14 protein-coding genes and 2 pseudogenes are annotated in these 15,535 nt (G+C 73.4%); 10 read left to right on the top strand and 6 right to left on the bottom strand.

What is annotated here, in order from left to right; all coding sequences use genetic code 11:
• Positions 1 to 102: 102 nt before the first annotated feature.
• The 3 genes and pseudogenes from ACFV1W_RS37910 to ACFV1W_RS37920 form a co-directional block, all read right to left on the bottom strand.
• Positions 103 to 1,036 (bottom strand): annotated as a pseudogene (locus ACFV1W_RS37910) (AMP-binding protein); the annotation flags it as partial.
• Between the two features lie 74 nt (positions 1,037 to 1,110).
• Positions 1,111 to 1,650, bottom strand: a complete 540-nt coding sequence (locus tag ACFV1W_RS37915) for a GNAT family N-acetyltransferase (protein WP_380421845.1) — start codon at positions 1,648 to 1,650, stop codon at positions 1,111 to 1,113.
• Between the two features lie 28 nt (positions 1,651 to 1,678).
• Positions 1,679 to 2,812, bottom strand: coding sequence for a CapA family protein (locus ACFV1W_RS37920; RefSeq protein WP_380421846.1), 1,134 nt, complete (start codon positions 2,810 to 2,812; stop codon positions 1,679 to 1,681).
• A gap of 318 nt (positions 2,813 to 3,130) precedes the next feature.
• Between ACFV1W_RS37920 and ACFV1W_RS37925 the strand changes: the two genes are divergently transcribed.
• The 4 genes from ACFV1W_RS37925 (at position 3,131) to ACFV1W_RS37940 (ending at position 6,313) form a co-directional block, all read left to right on the top strand.
• Positions 3,131 to 3,952: a universal stress protein gene (locus ACFV1W_RS37925; RefSeq protein WP_380421847.1), complete on the top strand. Its 822-nt coding sequence runs from the start codon at positions 3,131 to 3,133 to the stop codon at positions 3,950 to 3,952.
• Between the two features lie 133 nt (positions 3,953 to 4,085).
• Positions 4,086 to 5,333, top strand: coding sequence for a M48 family metalloprotease (locus ACFV1W_RS37930; protein WP_380421848.1), 1,248 nt, complete (start codon positions 4,086 to 4,088; stop codon positions 5,331 to 5,333).
• Positions 5,334 to 5,401: 68 nt separating this feature from the next.
• Complete coding sequence (locus tag ACFV1W_RS37935; RefSeq protein WP_380421849.1) at positions 5,402 to 5,824, top strand: MarR family winged helix-turn-helix transcriptional regulator; 423 nt, start codon at positions 5,402 to 5,404, stop codon at positions 5,822 to 5,824.
• 75 nt (positions 5,825 to 5,899) lie between these two features.
• Positions 5,900 to 6,313 carry a SpoIIE family protein phosphatase gene (locus ACFV1W_RS37940; protein WP_380421850.1) on the top strand — a complete coding sequence of 138 codons (414 nt, stop codon included), beginning with the start codon at positions 5,900 to 5,902 and terminating at the stop codon, positions 6,311 to 6,313.
• Positions 6,314 to 6,525: 212 nt separating this feature from the next.
• On the opposite strand, the gene ACFV1W_RS37945 is transcribed toward ACFV1W_RS37940, so the two are convergent.
• Together ACFV1W_RS37945 and ACFV1W_RS37950 are read right to left on the bottom strand one after the other, a co-directional pair.
• Positions 6,526 to 7,302, bottom strand: a complete 777-nt coding sequence (locus ACFV1W_RS37945; RefSeq protein ID WP_380421851.1) for a GNAT family N-acetyltransferase — start codon at positions 7,300 to 7,302, stop codon at positions 6,526 to 6,528.
• 398 nt (positions 7,303 to 7,700) lie between these two features.
• A complete protein-coding gene (locus ACFV1W_RS37950; RefSeq protein ID WP_380421852.1) occupies positions 7,701 to 8,630 on the bottom strand; it encodes an NADP-dependent oxidoreductase in 930 nt (309 codons plus the stop codon).
• A 164-nt stretch (positions 8,631 to 8,794) separates the two neighbouring features.
• Here ACFV1W_RS37950 and ACFV1W_RS37955 point away from each other — a divergent pair, with 164 nt between their 5' ends.
• Both ACFV1W_RS37955 and ACFV1W_RS37960 read left to right on the top strand, forming a co-directional pair.
• Positions 8,795 to 10,126 (top strand): LuxR C-terminal-related transcriptional regulator, encoded by a 1,332-nt coding sequence (locus ACFV1W_RS37955; protein WP_380421853.1) that lies wholly within the window; start codon positions 8,795 to 8,797, stop codon positions 10,124 to 10,126.
• Between the two features lie 38 nt (positions 10,127 to 10,164).
• Positions 10,165 to 11,004, top strand: a complete 840-nt coding sequence (locus ACFV1W_RS37960; protein WP_380421854.1) for an SDR family NAD(P)-dependent oxidoreductase — start codon at positions 10,165 to 10,167, stop codon at positions 11,002 to 11,004.
• An 88-nt stretch (positions 11,005 to 11,092) separates the two neighbouring features.
• On the opposite strand, the gene ACFV1W_RS37965 is transcribed toward ACFV1W_RS37960, so the two are convergent.
• Positions 11,093 to 12,028 (bottom strand): LysR family transcriptional regulator, encoded by a 936-nt coding sequence (locus tag ACFV1W_RS37965; RefSeq protein WP_380421855.1) that lies wholly within the window; start codon positions 12,026 to 12,028, stop codon positions 11,093 to 11,095.
• A gap of 138 nt (positions 12,029 to 12,166) precedes the next feature.
• Between ACFV1W_RS37965 and ACFV1W_RS37970 the strand changes: the two are divergent.
• The 4 genes and pseudogenes from ACFV1W_RS37970 to ACFV1W_RS37985 all read left to right on the top strand — a co-directional run.
• A pseudogene (locus tag ACFV1W_RS37970) lies at positions 12,167 to 12,596 on the top strand (MFS transporter); the annotation flags it as partial.
• Positions 12,597 to 12,601: 5 nt separating this feature from the next.
• Entirely contained in the window at positions 12,602 to 12,859 is a 258-nt protein-coding gene (locus ACFV1W_RS37975) for a hypothetical protein (protein ID WP_380421856.1), read from the top strand.
• Positions 12,860 to 13,326: 467 nt separating this feature from the next.
• A complete protein-coding gene (locus ACFV1W_RS37980) occupies positions 13,327 to 14,259 on the top strand; it encodes a hypothetical protein (RefSeq protein ID WP_380421857.1) in 933 nt (310 codons plus the stop codon).
• Positions 14,260 to 14,347: 88 nt separating this feature from the next.
• Positions 14,348 to 15,535 (top strand): CHAP domain-containing protein (locus ACFV1W_RS37985; protein ID WP_380421858.1); only part of this gene is annotated, 1,188 nt, incomplete at its 3' end.

A 15,535-nucleotide genomic window follows, 5' to 3' on the forward strand; every position in this document is an offset into this window, starting at 1 on the left:
CGTCAGAAACAAGATCAGCAGACACCCGCCAGACCCTGCCCGAACACGGCGTCAGAGACCAGCCGACACACCAATCTCATTCTGAAACGATCAGTTACTTGGGGCGGCGGCACCCGCCCGGTCGAGGGCGATGTACGAGACGTGCACGATGGTCTCGGTGATGCCGTACATGTTGACCCGGGTGGGCGCGTCCTGCGGGTGGCGCGCGTACCAGTCGTCGAGGCGGGCGAGTTCGAGCGCCTCGCCACCGAACGCCACGTAGCGCAGGGCGAGTTCGCCGCCGGGGCGGTCGCGGTCGGCGGCGCTGAGCTGGCAGAAGGCGGACGGGGTCTGGTTGAGCACGGTGACGCGTTCCCGGGCGAGCAGGTCGAGGAAGGCGGCCGGGTCGCGGCTGACCAGGTGGGGGACGACGACCAGCCGGCCGCCGTACAGCAGGGCGCCCCACAGCTCCCAGACCGAGAAGTCGAAGGCGTAGGAGTGGAAGAGGGTCCAGACGTCCTGGGCACCGACACCGAACCAGTGGTCGGTGGAGCCGAACAGCCGGGCCACGTTGTGGTGGGTGACGGGCACGCCCTTGGGCCGACCGGTGGAGCCGGAGGTGTAGATGACGTACGCGGTGTCCTCGGCGCGCAGCGGGCGGGTGCGCTCGTGCTGGGCCAGCGGAACGGCCGGGAACCCGGCCGACTCCGGCCCGTCGACGAGGAGTCGGGGCACGGAGTGGGCGGGCAGCCGGGGCGCGGTGGGCGCGTCGGTGAGCAGGGCGGCGGGGCGGCGTCGGCCAGCATGCAGGCGAGGCGGTCGGCCGGGTAGTCGGGGTCGAGCGGGGGAGGTAGGCGGCGCCGGACTTGGCCACCGCGAGCAGGGCGACGACCAGGTGCACCGAGCGGGGCAGGGCGAGGGCGACGATGGTGCCGGGGCCGACGCCGTGCGCGGCCAGCAGCCGGGCCAGCCGGTCGGCGCGGGCGCCGAGTTCGGTGCAGTCGAGCTGATCTCCCTCGCAACTGACCGCGATCGCAATCGGGTTGGCGGCAGCAGCGGCCGCGGAGGCCGCCCACCCCCGGTTCGGGGACGGGCGGCCTCGGATGCTCTCTCGGATCCGCCGGGTGGGGCTCATGCGGTCGCGCCCGTACCGCCCTCGGAAACGTAGATCCAGTCGAAGCCGTCGTACCCCGGCCCGTCCAGGTGTTCGGCCCGCTGCAGGCCGGCCCGCAGGGCGACGCGCTGGGAGGGCAGGTTGTCGGGGCGGATGCGGGCGATCAGCGGCAGCTCGGGAGCGTGCGCGGCGGACCAGCGGACGACGGCCGTCGCGGCCTCACCGGCGAAGCCCCGGCCCCAGACGGCGGGGGCGAAGCGGTAGAAGAGGTTGAGGACCGGTCGGCCGGCCAGTTCCATCGGCTTGACGCCGCAGAACCCGAGCACGGGCTCGGCACCGCGCGAACGGACCGTCCAGTAGCCGAAGCCCCGGGCCTGCCAGAGGGCGTCCCAACGGCCGTACCGTTCCTCGGCCTCGGCCTGCGTGACGAGGGCGTCCGAGGGGTTGTGGCGGCAGGCGGCAGGGTCCTGGTGGATGGCGAGGAGGGCGTCGATGTCGCCCTCGGCCGGGCGGCGCAGCGAGAGCCGGCAGGTGGTCAGTTCCTCGTGTCCGCTCACCCGTTGATCGTACGGGCGGCGGGCGACCTCAGTGCGCCGCGGGCGGCGGGGTGAGCCCGGCGCAGCCCCGCAGGCCGTCGCGGCGCTTGAGGGCGGCGTCGGCGGCGGCCCCGGTGACCGGCTGGGGGATGCCCTTGTCGTCGATGGCGGCCGGGGCGAAGGCCTCACCGGTGACCTTGCCGTCGGCGGCGAGAGTGAGGGTGGTGACGCCGGTCTCGTTGGAGAAGGCGTAGTCGGAGGTGCCGTACCAGAGGAAGTTGCCGAAGCCGTACCCCACGTAGGTGTTGCCGAGCATGCCCGAGCCGACCATGGTGTGGGCGTGGGTGCCGACCACCGCGGAGGCTCCGACGGCGGCCAGCTTCTTGGCGACGGTGGTCTGCGCGGCCGTCGGGCAGGCCTTGCCCTCCTCCCCCCAGTGCAGGTAGACGAGCACCACGGGGGCCTGCTGCTTGGCCGCCTGCACCGCCGCCACCAGCGCGGGGACGTCCAGCGCCGAGGCGATGCCGGGCTTGTTGGCGCCGGCCCGCCACTTCTGGTTGGTGATGTCCTCGACCTGGCTGGCGGCGACCACCGCGACCTTCACCCCGCGCACGGTCGTCACGTACGGGGCGTACGCCTCCTTGGCGTTGTGCCCGACCCCGAGCACCGGGATGGGCGAGGAGTCCTTGGCGGCCAGGGTGTCGGCGAGGCCGTCGGCGCCGAAGTCGACGGCGTGGTTGTTGGCCATCGAGACGACGTCGACGCCGGAGTCCTTGAGGACGGACAGCGCCTTGGGCGAGGTGCGGAAGGTGTACGTCTTCGGCTCCGGCGCGCCGCGCCCGGTGATCGCGGTCTCCAGGTTGAGCACGGACAGGTCGGCGTCGGCGAGGGTGCGGGAGATCGGGCCGAGGGCCGTCTCGGGCGGCTGGACGGACAACCGGGCCTGGGTACGGCCCTCGAAGTGGACGTCCCCGGCGAAGGCGACGGTGATGGTGCCGTCCGGGCGGGGCGCGCCGCCCTTGGTGGGAGCCGGGGCGGCGGTACCGGAGGGTGCCGCGGAGGAGGCCGGCGCCGCGGCGGGCGGCGCGGACTTCGCGGGAGCGGGCGCCGGGTCGTCCGGTCCGCAGGCGGCGACGGCGGTCAGCCCGACGAACACGGCGACGGCGGCCGCGGCACGGCGCATGAGTGGTTCCCCCCGAGATCGATGCAAGAGCGGTCAGCCTACGCCACCGAATCGCCACCACTTGAGCCCGCACCCACAACATTCCGGACACAAGGACGAACACGGGGCCGGGCACGAAGCGGCACGGGGCCGGGCACCAAGCGGCACGGGGGGCGGCACGACGCCGGAAGCGGAGATCGCGCGCCATCGGGCCCGGTCGTCCCAATCCCCCGCCCCCACTCGGCCACCGTGTCCCTGGCGCCCCGGCCGGGCGGCGCGCAGCGTGGAGAGGAGGCGGCAGGCTGCGCGGTCACGCCTGGGCGCCGGAGGAGGCACGTGATGGCCAGCAACCAACCCGCCCCCGGCCTGGAGCGCCGGATCGTGGTCGGGATCGACGGATCGGCGCCGTCGAAAGCGGCGCTGCGCTGGGCGGTCGGTCAGGCGGTCCTCACGGGGGCCACCGTGCACGCGGTGGCCGCCTGGGAGTACCCCTCGCTGTACGGCTGGTTCGCACCGATGGAGGACGAGGGCTTCGAGCAGGCCGCCCACCGCACGCTGACCGCCGAGGTCAACGAGGTCGTCGGGCCGGAGCGCCCGGTTCCGATCCGGCAGAGCCTCGTGCTCGGGCACGCCGCCGAAGTGCTGCTGGAGGCCGCCGAGCACGCGGACCTGCTGGTGCTGGGCAGCCGGGGCCGCGGCACCTTCGCCCGTACGCTGCTCGGCTCGGTGTCCACCCGCTGCGCGGTGCACGGGGTCTGCCCGGTGGTGATCGTCCGCTGCGACGGTACGGCCTTCTCCCCGCCACCCCCGGCGACCGCGACCACCGGCACGACCGCGGGCACGACCGCGGGCACGACCGGGGGCGCGACCGGGGGCGCGACCGGGGGCGCGACCGGGGAGCAGGCTCCGCAGGCCGTCCGAACCAAGGACTGGCAGCTCAGCCTGCACGTGGTCGAGGACCGGGACACCACCCGGGCGCACGCCGTACTGGACGCCGACGGCACGGTCCTGCACAGCGACGCACTGTCCCGCCGCAACCCCCGCGACACCCCGGCCCCGGCGGTCGGCGACGACTTCGCGGTCGGCCGCGCCCTGGTCGACCTCGGTCACCAGCTGCTGCGCGCCGGTGTCCACGGCGCCACCGACCCGGCGGAGGAATGAGCGGCCGGAGCGGGCGCAGGCCGTGCGCGGTAGGAGATGCTGAACCGCGACGCCCCCTCCCCCTTCAGCCCTCGCCCCTCGCCCCTCGCCCCTCGCCCCTCGCCCCTCGCCCCTCGCCGGAGCCCACCCGCCGATGAACACGCCCGACCCCGCTACCGGTACCGACGCCGGCCCCACCCCCGACGCCTTCACACCCGCCGAGCGCGCCCGCGGCCGCGCGCTGCGCCGCGCCCAGCTGCCCTGGTCGCTCGGCGGCCGCCTGTCGGGCCTGGCCCTGACCATGGTGCTCGGCCTCACCCCGGCCGGCGCCGCTCTGGTGACGGCGACCGGCCGCTGGTTCGGCGGCTCCCGGACGGCCGAGGTGCTGGCCGGCGGCGCGGTCCTGGTGCTGCTGGGCCAGGCGCTGCAGCTGCCCTTCGGCGCCGGGGTGCGCATGGTCCGGGCCCGGTACGGACTGGTGACCCAGGGCTGGGCCGGCTGGGCGACGGACGCCGTCCGGTCGCTCGCGCTGGCCCTGCTGCTCGTCCTTCCGCTGGTGCTCGGCCTGTTCGCCCTCACCGCCTGGTCGCCCCGGCACTGGTGGTTCCCGGCGGCGTGCGCGGCGGCGCTGCTGACGGCCGCTCTGTCCTTCCTCCACCCGCTGCTGATCGAACCGGTGTTCAACCGCTTCTCGCCGATGCCCGCGGGCGAGCTGCGCACCGCCCTGCTGGCGCTGGCCGCGCGGGACGGCGTGCGGGTCCGGGACGTCCTGGTGGCGGACGCCTCCCGGCGGACCACCGCGCTGAACGCGTACGTCTCCGGGTTCGGTGCGACCCGCCGGATCGTCGCGTACGACACGCTGCTGTCGGCGGCGGAGCCGCGTGAGGTGGAGCTGGTGGTGGCGCACGAGCTGGGGCACGTCAAGCACCGGGACGTGCCGGTCGGCACGGCGCTCGGGGCGGTGGGTGCGGCCGTGGCGGTGGCGGCGCTGGGCCTGCTGGCCGACTGGCACCCGCTGCTGTCGGCCGCCGGGGCCTCGGACGCGTCCGACCCGCGGGCGCTGCCGTTGCTGGCCGCGCTGGCGGCGCTGATCGGCGCCCTGTCGGGCCCGGTCCAGTGCGCGGTGAGCCGCCGGATCGAGGCCAGGGCGGACCGGCACGCGCTCCAACTGACCGGGGACGCCGAGCGGTTCGCCGCGATGCAGCGCAGACTGGCCGTGGTGAACGTCTCGGATGTCGACCCGCCGCGGGTGCTTGAGCTACTGTTCGCCACTCACCCGAGTGCGACCCGCCGGATCGCGGCGGCCCGCGCCTGGCAGGCCGGACGGGAACGGGCGGCGGACACCTCGGCCGGTGGGCCGACAGCGGGGCCGCGCACCACTCCGGGCGAATCCGTTGTATAGTGCAACAAATTTGGGGCGCAACGGTGCGCCCCGGACGGTGCAGCAAGCTCCGAGGAGGTAGGAACGCCGTGCCCGGCCGCCAGTCGTCCATCGACACCATCCAGCGCGAGCTGACCGCCTTCGCCCGCCGTGCCCGGCACAAGGCCTCCCAGCTGCACCCCGACCTCTCCCTGGTCACCTACAGCATCCTCGACCTGATCACCGAGCGCGGCGGCTGCCGGGCCGCCGACGTGGCCGCGTACTTCATGCTCGACAAGTCGACCGTCAGCCGCCAGGTCACCGCCCTGGAGCGGCTCGGCCTGCTGCGCCGCGAGGCCGACCCGGACGACCAGCGCGGCCAGATCCTGCGCGCCACCGAGGCGGGGCTCACCCTGCTGCGGGACGCCAACGAGCAGCGCCGGACGGCCTTCACCACCCGCTTCACCGACTGGTCCGACGAGGACGTCGCCCGCTTCGCCGCATACCTCGCCCGCTACGGCGAGGAGGGCTGACCGGCCCCGGGACCCCTCGGGGCCCCGGGCGCTCGGGGTGCGCTCCGCGGCGCCACAACGGTGTACAGAAGAAGGATGCCCCTCCGGCAGCGTCCCGATGAGCCGCGTCCGCGCGTCCGCCCCCGCTCCTGGCGGCCCGACCCCCGCGCGATGACGGCGCTGCCGCTCGCACTGATCGTCCTGATCACCGTCGTCGTGCTCGCCCCGTCGAGGGTCCACCTCGGCCCGCTGCTGATCGTCGCCCCGGTCACCTACGAGGTGCAGACCTTCCCGTTCCGCCCCGGCGACCGGCTGCTGATCTACACCGACGGCGTGATCGAGGCCCGGGACGCCCAGCGCCGCTTCCACCCGCTCACCGAACGGGTCACCGCCTGGCAGGCCGAGCGCCCCGCCGACCTGCTGCACCACCTGCGCCGCGACCTGCTCACCCACGTCGGCCACCGGCTGGACGACGACGCGGCCATGGTCGTGGTCGAACGGCTCCCGTAGCAGCGCCCTCGAATCGGCGCGGACCACTGCTGGTACCAGTCGTCCCCGCCGGTACGCAGCGAACGACCGGGGTAGTCCCGCAGGTCGTTGGCCACCCACCGGCGACTGTCGCTCCCGTGCCCCGGACGGAGACGTCCGGCCGTGCGGGCCGTTCGGGCTTCCGCACGAAGGCGACCAGGTCACCGCCGCCGTTGTCCGGCTCCGGCCACCGCCTACGGCCGGTACACGTACGGCGTGGTGGTGCTCAGGCGCACAAAGCCGAGCCGCTCCAGGATGGGGCGGCTCTGGTCACTCGCGTCGACCTGGAGGTACTCGTAGCCGAGCTCGGCGGCGAGGCGGGCGCGGTGGGCGACCAGGGCGCGGTAGATGCCCCGGCCGCGCCAGGCGGGGACGGTGCCGCCGCCCCACAGGCCGGCGAACCCGGTGCCCGGGGTCAGCTCCATCCGGGCGGCGCTCACCGGCTGGTCGCCGGCCATCGCGACGACCAGGCTGAGGGTGTCCGAGCTGTGCCGCAGGTGGTCGAGGATCCGCTCGCGCAGGCCGGGCATCTCCCTCCCGAAGGCCTGCTCGTGGGCCGCGATCACCAGCTCCACCCCGGCCGGGTCGGTCACCGGCTCCAGCCGCACACCCTCGGGCAGCACCGGACCGGTGGGCAGGTCCTCGATCCGGGCGATCATCAGCGCCTCGTCCGGCTCGGCGGCGAACCCGGCCGCGAGCAGCCGCCGGCCGAGGTCGGCGGGGCGGTCATGGGCGTAGGTCTTCCACTCGAACTCCAGCCCCAGATCGGTGAAGTGACTCACCTGCGCCGCGATCGCGGCGTCCGCCCCGGCCTCGTCCAGGCCGGACCAGACGATGCCGTTCCAGGCACGCTCCCCACCCACCAGGCGCACCACGGCGCCGTCGCGCTCGACGCGGACGCCGGGGCCGTCCGGCCGCGCGTCGCGCCGGATCCGCTGGTCGAACAGGGCGAGTACATGATCACGGTCCATCCGGCCACCTCAGCACGTCTCAGGGGGGCGCGCCAGCGGTTTTCCGCCGCCCCGGCTCACGTCCTGGGAGTGAGTACGGATCAGCTCGCTCGGCGCCTCCGCGCCCATGACGGCGTCCAGCATCGCCCGGGGCCGCCGCGAGTTCGTCCGTCTGCCGGGTGATCCGGTCCCGCTCCCGGGCCAGGCCGTCGAGCAGTTCCGGGCAGGTCGGGCCGGCGCGGCGCTGCCCGGGCAGCGGCCGGGGCTTCCGCCTCCTCGACGCCGCGATCCTCACCCCACCCCGGCCATCGGCCGCCCGCAGGGCACCGTCCTGCTCAGCGGCGACCCGGGGCGGGCGGCGGCCTACGACGCGGGTGATGGGCGGGGCGGCCGGCCGGCACCGCCACGGGCCCGGGGCATCACACCGTGAGCACGATCTTTCCGCGCAGATGCCCCTGCTCGCTGATCCGCTGGGCCTCGGCCGCCTCCGCCAGCGGCAGCACCCGGTGCAGCGGCAGCCGCAGGGTGCCCGCCCCGTGCAGGGCGAGCGCGGCCGCGAAGGCCCGCCGGTGGTACGACTCGCCCTCGTCGACGCTGCCGCTGAAGCGGACGCCGTGCTGCGCGGCGTCGGCGAAGTCCACGATCGTCAGCACCCGTTCCGCACTGCCCGTCAGCTCGATCGACAGCGGCAGCACGTCGCCCTTCCCGACCGCGTCCAGCGCCCGGTCCACGCCGTCCGGAGCGACCGCCCGCACCCGCTCGGCCAGGCCTTCGCCGTACGTCACCGGGATCGCGCCGAGTTCGCGCAGGTGGGCGTGGTTGGCCTCGCTCGCGGTGCCGACCACGGTGATGCCGCGCGCCCGGGCGAACTGCAGCAGCACGGTGCCGACCCCGCCGGCCGCGCCGTGCACCAGCAGGGTCTCACCCGGCCGTACGCCGAGGACTCCCAGCACCCGCTCACTGGTCTCGGCCGCCACCGGGATCGCGGCGGCCTCCTCCCAGCTCAGCGTGGCGGGCTTGTGCGCCAGCATGTCCGCGTCGAGCAGTGCGTGCTCGGCGTAGCCGCCGCCCATCAGGGCGCCGAACACCTCGTCGCCGGGCGCGAAGCCCGTCACCTCGGCGCCGACGGCCTCCACCACGCCGGACACCTCGAAGCCGGGGACGGCCGGGAAGACGGCCGGGAAGAGCGCGTCCAGCTCGCCGCTGCGCTGCTTGCGGTCGATGGGGTTGACACCCACCGCGCGGACCGCGACCCGGACCTGGCCGGGGTCGGCGGCCGGCAGCTCGATGTCGATGGGGCACAGCACGTCCGCGCCGCCGTACCGGGGGAAGGCGATCGCCTTGGTCATGGCAGGATTCCTCGGGGTTTCCGGGAGTCGTCCCGGGAGATGGTTGTTTCCGACGCCTTCCATGCTGCGGCGCCGCGGCCCGGCACCCGGCCGGTCTTTCGGGGGGTTCGACCTGGCCGAAGGGACGGGCCGCGGCCCCTCCACCGCGGGATAGTGTCGACACCATGGACGAGACCTGGCAGGAGCACTGGGGCCGCCCCGAGTACGCGCTGGCACGGGCCGTCGAGGTGTTGCGCACCCCCCGGCCCGACCTGCTGCAACGGCTCGGCGACGTGATCGCCACCCTCGTGCCGTTCGAGGTGATCGCGCAGCTCAACGGCGTCTGCACGTTCTCCCCCACGCACGCCCACGGCAGGCGCGAACTGGCCGCGCGGATCACCGGCCTGGACCTGTCCCGGCTGGCCGAGCGCACCGCCGGGGCGACCGCGACCGGCCACCCCTGGCAGGGTGAGGCCGAACTCGCCGGAGCAGCCCGGCCGGTGGTGGTGGCCGCCGCGACCGCTCCGGGCAGCGCCAACGCCGTCCTGGTCCTCGTCCGGACGCACGCCGAACCCGTGCCCCGGCCCGCGCTCACCGTGCTCCAGCAGTTCTGGGAGCTGACCGTCGCCCACTCCGACCACCGCGCCACCGACGCCGCGCCCACCCACGCGGCGGTGTCCCGCGCAGCCGCCAACTCCCGCGTCCGGGCGATCGCCGAGTTCACCGGCACCCACAGCGCGGCGCTCAGCGCCGTGCTCGCCCCGCTGCGCTCGACCGGCCTGGACGACGCCGCCGCCCGCCGCGCCGCCACCGAACTCGCCGTCACCGCCCTGCTCGACCTGCGCCGTGCCGCCGACCTCGACCGCGCCCTCAGCGAGGAGCCCGCTGACGCCGCCTTCGCCCGGCTCGGCCGCGAACTGGGCCCGCTGCTGCGGCACACCCGGGTCCGGCTCGACCTCGCGCCCCCGGCGGACGCCGCCCGGCCCGTCCCCGCGGACACCGCCCACACCGCCCGGGACGCCGTCCGGGTCGCCGTCATGCTGATGCTGGAACAGGAGAAACCCACCCGACTGCACCTGAGTTGGCAGTTCACGGCCGACTGCCAGCTGCGCGCGGTGGTGCGTGACGACGGCCTCGGCCTGCTCGCCGCCGACGCCCTCACCGTCCACCGCACCGCCGAGCGGATCGCCGCCCTCGGGGGCCGCTACGACGTCGAGTCCATCCCCGGCTGGGGCACCACCGTGACCGTCGACCTACCGCTCGGCATGCGTTCGCCCGCCGCCGCCACCGACCCCCTCGACGGACTCCAGCCGCGCGAACTGGAAGTGCTCGACCAGCTCGCGCAGGGCCGCCGCAACCGGGACATCGCCGCGGCGCTGCACATCAGCGAATCCACGGTGAAGTTCCACGTCGCCAACATCCTGGCCAAGTTGGGCGTCAGCTCGCGCGGCGAGGCGGCCGCCCTCGCCCACCGTGCCGGGATGCCCGGCCCCGCACGCCTGCACGTGGCATCCTGAACCGGTTCCGCCCCGCACCCTCGGCCCCAGGAGTTCCGATGACCCCGCCCACCACGCCGCGGACCGTCCTCGTCACCGGCGCCACCGACGGCCTCGGCCGCGCCCTCGCCCACCGCCTCGCCGCCGAGGGCGACACCGTCCTGCTGCACGGGCGCGACCAGGGCCGGCTCGACCGCACGGCCCAGGAGATCGCCGAGGCCCTGGGCACCGAACGCCCCGTCACCCTGCGCGCGGACCTGGCCGAACTCGCCCAGGTCCGCGCCCTCGCCGCCGAGGTCCGCGCCACCACCGACCGGCTCGACGTGCTGGTCAACAACGCCGGCGTCGGCAGCGGCGAACCCGACGGCCGCACCCGCCGCACCAGCACCGACGGCCACGAACTGCGCTTCGCCGTCAACCACCTGGCCGGCTTCCTGCTCAGCCTGGAACTGCTGCCCCTGCTGCGCGCCTCCGCCCCCGCCCGGATCGTCAACGTCGCCTCGGCCGGGCAGCAGGCCGTCGACTTCGACGACCTCATGCTGGAACGCGGCTACGACGGGACCAGCGCGTACTGCCGCAGCAAGCTCGCCCAGATCGCCTGCGGCTTCGAACTCGCCGCGCGGGTCCCGGCCGGCGAGGTGACCGTCAACAGCCTCCACCCGTCGACGTACATGCCGACCAAGATGGTGCTGCAGGAGATCGGCTACAGCGTCGACAGCCTGGAGGACGGCGTCGCCGCCACCCACCGGCTGGTCACCGACCCGTCCCTCGCGGGCGTCACCGGCCGCTACTACGACCGCACGCACGAGGCCCGGGCCGACCGACAGGCCTACGACCCGCGGGCCCGGGCGGAGCTGTGGGACCGCAGCCTGAAGCTCGTCGGCCACGCCGGCGTCTGAGGGGCGACATGACCGGCCGTCCGCTGCCCGCCGACCGCGCGGACGCGGCCGACCCATCTGGCCGTGATGATCGAAGACGCGGCGTCGTTCAGCCCGGAATCACCCAGCTCGGCCGCCAGGTCCCGGCGGCGTCGTGGCCGGTCGCTGTCGCGGCGAGGTGGGCGCGGAGGGTGGCCAGGGCCGGGTGGGGGTTGTCGCGGTGCCAGAGGAGCGAGTGCGGGTACACGGGTGTCGGGCCGGTCACCGGGATGCGGCGCAGGCCGTGGTCTGCGGGCCAGATAAGGCGGGTGGGCTCGCCTATGAAGGTGGCCAGGGCCGGGGTGTCGGCGATGGTGTCGAGGAGCGCGTCGGTGCCGAAGTTGGGGCCGGTCACCTCGATGGTGAGGCCGAACTCGGCGACGAGGTCGTCGTAGTAGGCGGCCCATTCGGTATCGGGGGCGATGCCGGGCATCCAGATCCGGTGCCCGGTGAGCTGCGCGATGGTCACCGATGGGGCGCCCGCCAGTGCGTGGGCGGGGCCGGTGAGGAGTTGGAGCGGCTCGTCGAGGACCCGGACGGAGGCGATGTCCTCCGGCAGGGGCCGGCCGGGTGCGGCGACGGCACGGAAGGACGCGTCGATCGCACCGGAGAGAATGGCGGTGACAGCCGTCTCGATGTCGAAGAGCATCATCACGTCGAGGTCGATGTCGGGGTGTGCGCGGTGGAAGCCACGCATCAGGCCCGACTGGGCGCTGCGGGAGGCGAGCACGTCGACGCGCAGCGGACGGCTGCCGGGGCGCACCGAGGCGACCGCGCGCTCGGCGGCCCGCAGCAGCTCGCGCGCGTGGGGCAGGAAGGCCTGCCCGTCGATGGTGAGCTCGGTCCCGCGCGGGGTGCGGGTGAACAGCCGGACACCAAGGTCGCGCTCCAGGGTGGCGACGCGCTTGGAAACGGCCTGCTGGGTGATCGCCAGGTCGGCGGCGGCCTTCTGGAACTGGCCCGCTTCCACGACGGTGACGAAGGTACGTACGGCTTCGAGATCCATGCCGTCCCACCTTAGTGAACAACGGGTGATTGTGGAGAACTGGCAAGGTAGTTGTTTGACCTCCTGTTATGCCGCCCGCTTAGCTCTCATCGGTCAACGTCGGTTTGTTCGGGTGGGGCATCAAGGGGTGTGCTGAGCATGGGGGGCAGGAGGCCGTTGGGCCTGCGGTTCGGCTGGCTGTGGGCGGCATATGCGCTGAGCGCGTACGGGTCCGGGCTGGGGTTCGGGGGATTACCACTGATCGCCGTGCTGGTGTTGCATGCCGGCTCGGCCGAGGTGTCCGCGCTGTCCGCGGTGGGGCCCCGCGGTGGGTGCGCTGATCGCGGTGCCGCTCGCGCCGTGGGTGGAGTTCCGACGCGGGCGCCCGGTCATGATCGCGATGGACCTGCCCCGGTTCGCGGCCATGGCGACGATCCCGGTCGGCTACGCCCTCGCCCGGCTCGGTTTCATCCAACTGCTCGTGGTCTCGGCTGTGGTCGCCGCGGCCGAGATCGCGTTCAACCCGGCTGGCGGCGCGTGCCTCAAGGCCCTCGTCCGGCGGGACGACCTGCTCGTGGCCAATGCGCGGTTGCCGTGACGGCCGTCGAGCTGGCGATCATCATCAACACGAGCCTGTACACCCCGGTGCTCGCCACCCACCGGCTCGAACGCACGCCCAAGCACCTCGTCGCCCGCACCCTGTCGGCCTGGTCGATCAGCCAACAGGCGTCCATCGCCGTCCTCACCGCGCTCGGCGGGCTGTTCGCCAACGTCACCAGCCCAGGCCGGATGGCACTACGGCCTGGGCAACGACTACGGCAGCGAGAGACGGGAGTCCCAGGACAACCTTGAGGTCCCGGACGACCGCGCCTGGACGCTGACGATCGAAGATGGCCAATGCTTGATGGCCTAGGGCCAGTCCTCGGCGTAGTCGACGAAGAAGCCGCCACCGCGCAAGCCCGATCCGATCACTGCTCGCAGGTCCGGCTCGTCCTCCACCACCAGCACCCGCACAGGCCCTCGGCCACGCGCCGGGCCCTCCCCTGAGGGCCACCTGAACGATGCTCATCCAGTCACGCTTTTCCCACGGAGTGCTCAGCAGGATGTGATCACTCTGCGTCGCACGCGGACTGCTCACACCTCAGGAGTTCTCGTGACATCCACTCAGTGCTGCCCTGACCCACCCTGCCCGTAGCTGCCTGCTCGGGGCCGCGGCGGCTATGGCCCTTGTCGCCTGCGGCATCTTCACTGCCGGTGCTACTGGCACTGGGGGCGCCCTGCCGGATCAGACCTGCGGTGCCTGAGGAGACAAGCTCCCCGTGGTCCTGCGCCACCGCGACGTCACTCCGGTCGGCGACTCGGCGCACGTCTACCAGGCCTGCTGGGCCGCACTCCGCCTCAACGGCGCACTTTCCGAGGGGCCCGTCACCGCCCTCGCCCATCCTTCACTTTCCAGGAGTCAGTTCGTCATGCCCGCAATTAGGTTATCCGTACGAGGTGCCCGCCTGGCAGCGGCGGTGACGGCGGGCGTCACCCTCATCGCCGGTGCGCTGGGTCTGGCGATGCTGGGCACTGGCACACACACGTCGACCACGGGCCAGGCCAGATCGGCGGTCACGGGGGTGCCGCCTTTCGGAACCTCGCCCGCGGCCGCGACCGCAACGGCGAGCGCGTCGGCCACGGCCGCCCAGCCCGGCACCCCGTCGGCTCCGTCCGCCTCGGCCGTCCGCCCGGACACCGCCCGCCTGTCCTCCGGCACCGCCAGCCCGGTCGCGTCCGCCTCGTCCACCGGCGCGCACTCGGCACCGCCGCCTCCGGTGCCGGGCCGTCCGCAGACCCAGGTGCTGGGCGCGCGACTGGACGGATTCCCGGCCACCCTGGCCCGTGACAGGCAGCCGGTGGAGTTCACGGCCGTGATCAGCAACCCGACGGCGACCGACTACCCGTCCGTCGCACCGCTTTTCCAACTCGTCGGGGGTCCCTGCAACTGCGCCGACGGAACACTCCAACTGCTCGACCCGGCGAGCAGCACGTGGCGCGACGTCACGATGCCTAGCGGCGATGGCGGCGCACCCGCCTCCTACGTCGGCGCCGGCGTTGCACTCCCCGCGCACGGCAGCCTCACCTTCCACTACCGATTCACGCTGTCGAACCGCAATTCCGCGAAGGAGGCCTTCGCGATGCTCTACGCGATCGACACCACCGACAAGCGCGAACTCGCGCTCAGCTCCACGCCGAGCCGGATCGGCTGATCCCGCTCAGTGGACGCGGCACCGCACCACCACCGCACACATCGGCATCACTCCACAGATCACCTTGCCTGAATCCCGGAGAACTCCTTTGTCGCCTTCCTCCCTACGACGTGTCCTCGGCACCCTCAGCGCTGCCGCGCTCCTGGCACCGGCGGTCGTGATATCCGCCGGTACTCCGGCGTCGGCCAATACGCCCTCGGATGTCGCAAGCCTCGCACTCGCCAACGTTGGTAAGGGTGCGGGTTACTGTTCTACCGTCAACTCATCTCCGAACAGCCTCGGTGGCTCCGCGTTCAACGGCAGCTGCCAGGGCTATAACGGAGTCCCCGAATACTGGTGCGCCGACTTCGCCAAATGGGTCTGGCAGAACAGCGGGCTGAACGTCACCGGCCTGACCGCCGCCGCGGACTCCTTCGTCAGCGCTGCCTCGTCGAACGGCAGCACGGTCCACACCGACAGCGGCTACCGGCCTCAGCTGGGTGATGCCGCGGTCTACGGCGGCCACCACGTCGGCCTCGTGACCGCCGTCAAGTCCGACGGCTCGATCCAGCTCACCAACGGTGACTGGGGCGGGACCGGCGGCCAGGGCGAGGTGGTCTTCGCCCAGACGGCCAGGGTGGTCAACGAAACGGTCAGCGCCGGGCAGGTCCCGGTCGGCAGCTACCAGAGCAGCATGAACTACACAGTCACCGCCTACGTCACGCCCAGCGGCTACACCAGCCGCTCGACTTCGCCGGTGTCGTTCGATGCCACGGGTTACCACATCGCGTTCGTCGATCCGAACGGCAATCTGGCCAACGACTGGGTCGCCAACGGCGTTTGGAACGGCCCGGCGGGCGCGGGAGGCGTGGCCCGTCCAGACTCCCCGGTGGTGATGGACAAGCAGGCCGATCACCTGTTCTTCATCGACACCAACGGCAACGTCGCCAACGACTGGATCGCCAACGGCGCCTGGAACGGCCCCGGTCTCACCGGCGGGAAGGCCCGGCCCGGTTCCCCGATCGTCACCAACGCCGCCGGCACCGTCGTCTCCTTCATCGACACCAACGGCAACGTCGCCAACGACTGGTTCAACAACGGCGTCTGGAACGGCCCCGCCGGAACCGGCGGACAAGCCCGCGCCGACTCGCCGCTCGCCGTGGACGCCAACAACGACCACATCTTCTTCATCGACACCAACGGCAACGTCGCCAACGACTGGATCGCCAACGGCGTCTGGAACGGCCCCGCCCCCATCGGCGGACAAGCCCGCCCCGGCTCCGGCCTCACCACCAAC

It is taken from the genome of Kitasatospora sp. NPDC059648, from assembly GCF_042734825.1.
Classification (GTDB): Bacteria; Actinomycetota; Actinomycetes; order Streptomycetales; family Streptomycetaceae; genus Kitasatospora.

Coding starts and splice junctions, on each gene's coding strand:
- ACFV1W_RS37940 (WP_380421850.1), top strand. CDS start 5,900: ATGCCCCTCCGGCAGCGTCCCGATGAGCCGCGTCCGCGCGTCCGCCCC.
- ACFV1W_RS37945 (WP_380421851.1), bottom strand. CDS start 7,302: ATGGACCGTGATCATGTACTCGCCCTGTTCGACCAGCGGATCCGGCGC.
- ACFV1W_RS37920 (WP_380421846.1), bottom strand. CDS start 2,812: ATGCGCCGTGCCGCGGCCGCCGTCGCCGTGTTCGTCGGGCTGACCGCC.
- ACFV1W_RS37960 (WP_380421854.1), top strand. CDS start 10,165: ATGACCCCGCCCACCACGCCGCGGACCGTCCTCGTCACCGGCGCCACC.
- ACFV1W_RS37950 (WP_380421852.1), bottom strand. CDS start 8,630: ATGACCAAGGCGATCGCCTTCCCCCGGTACGGCGGCGCGGACGTGCTG.
- ACFV1W_RS37965 (WP_380421855.1), bottom strand. CDS start 12,028: ATGGATCTCGAAGCCGTACGTACCTTCGTCACCGTCGTGGAAGCGGGC.
- ACFV1W_RS37955 (WP_380421853.1), top strand. CDS start 8,795: ATGGACGAGACCTGGCAGGAGCACTGGGGCCGCCCCGAGTACGCGCTG.
- ACFV1W_RS37925 (WP_380421847.1), top strand. CDS start 3,131: ATGGCCAGCAACCAACCCGCCCCCGGCCTGGAGCGCCGGATCGTGGTC.
- ACFV1W_RS37930 (WP_380421848.1), top strand. CDS start 4,086: ATGAACACGCCCGACCCCGCTACCGGTACCGACGCCGGCCCCACCCCC.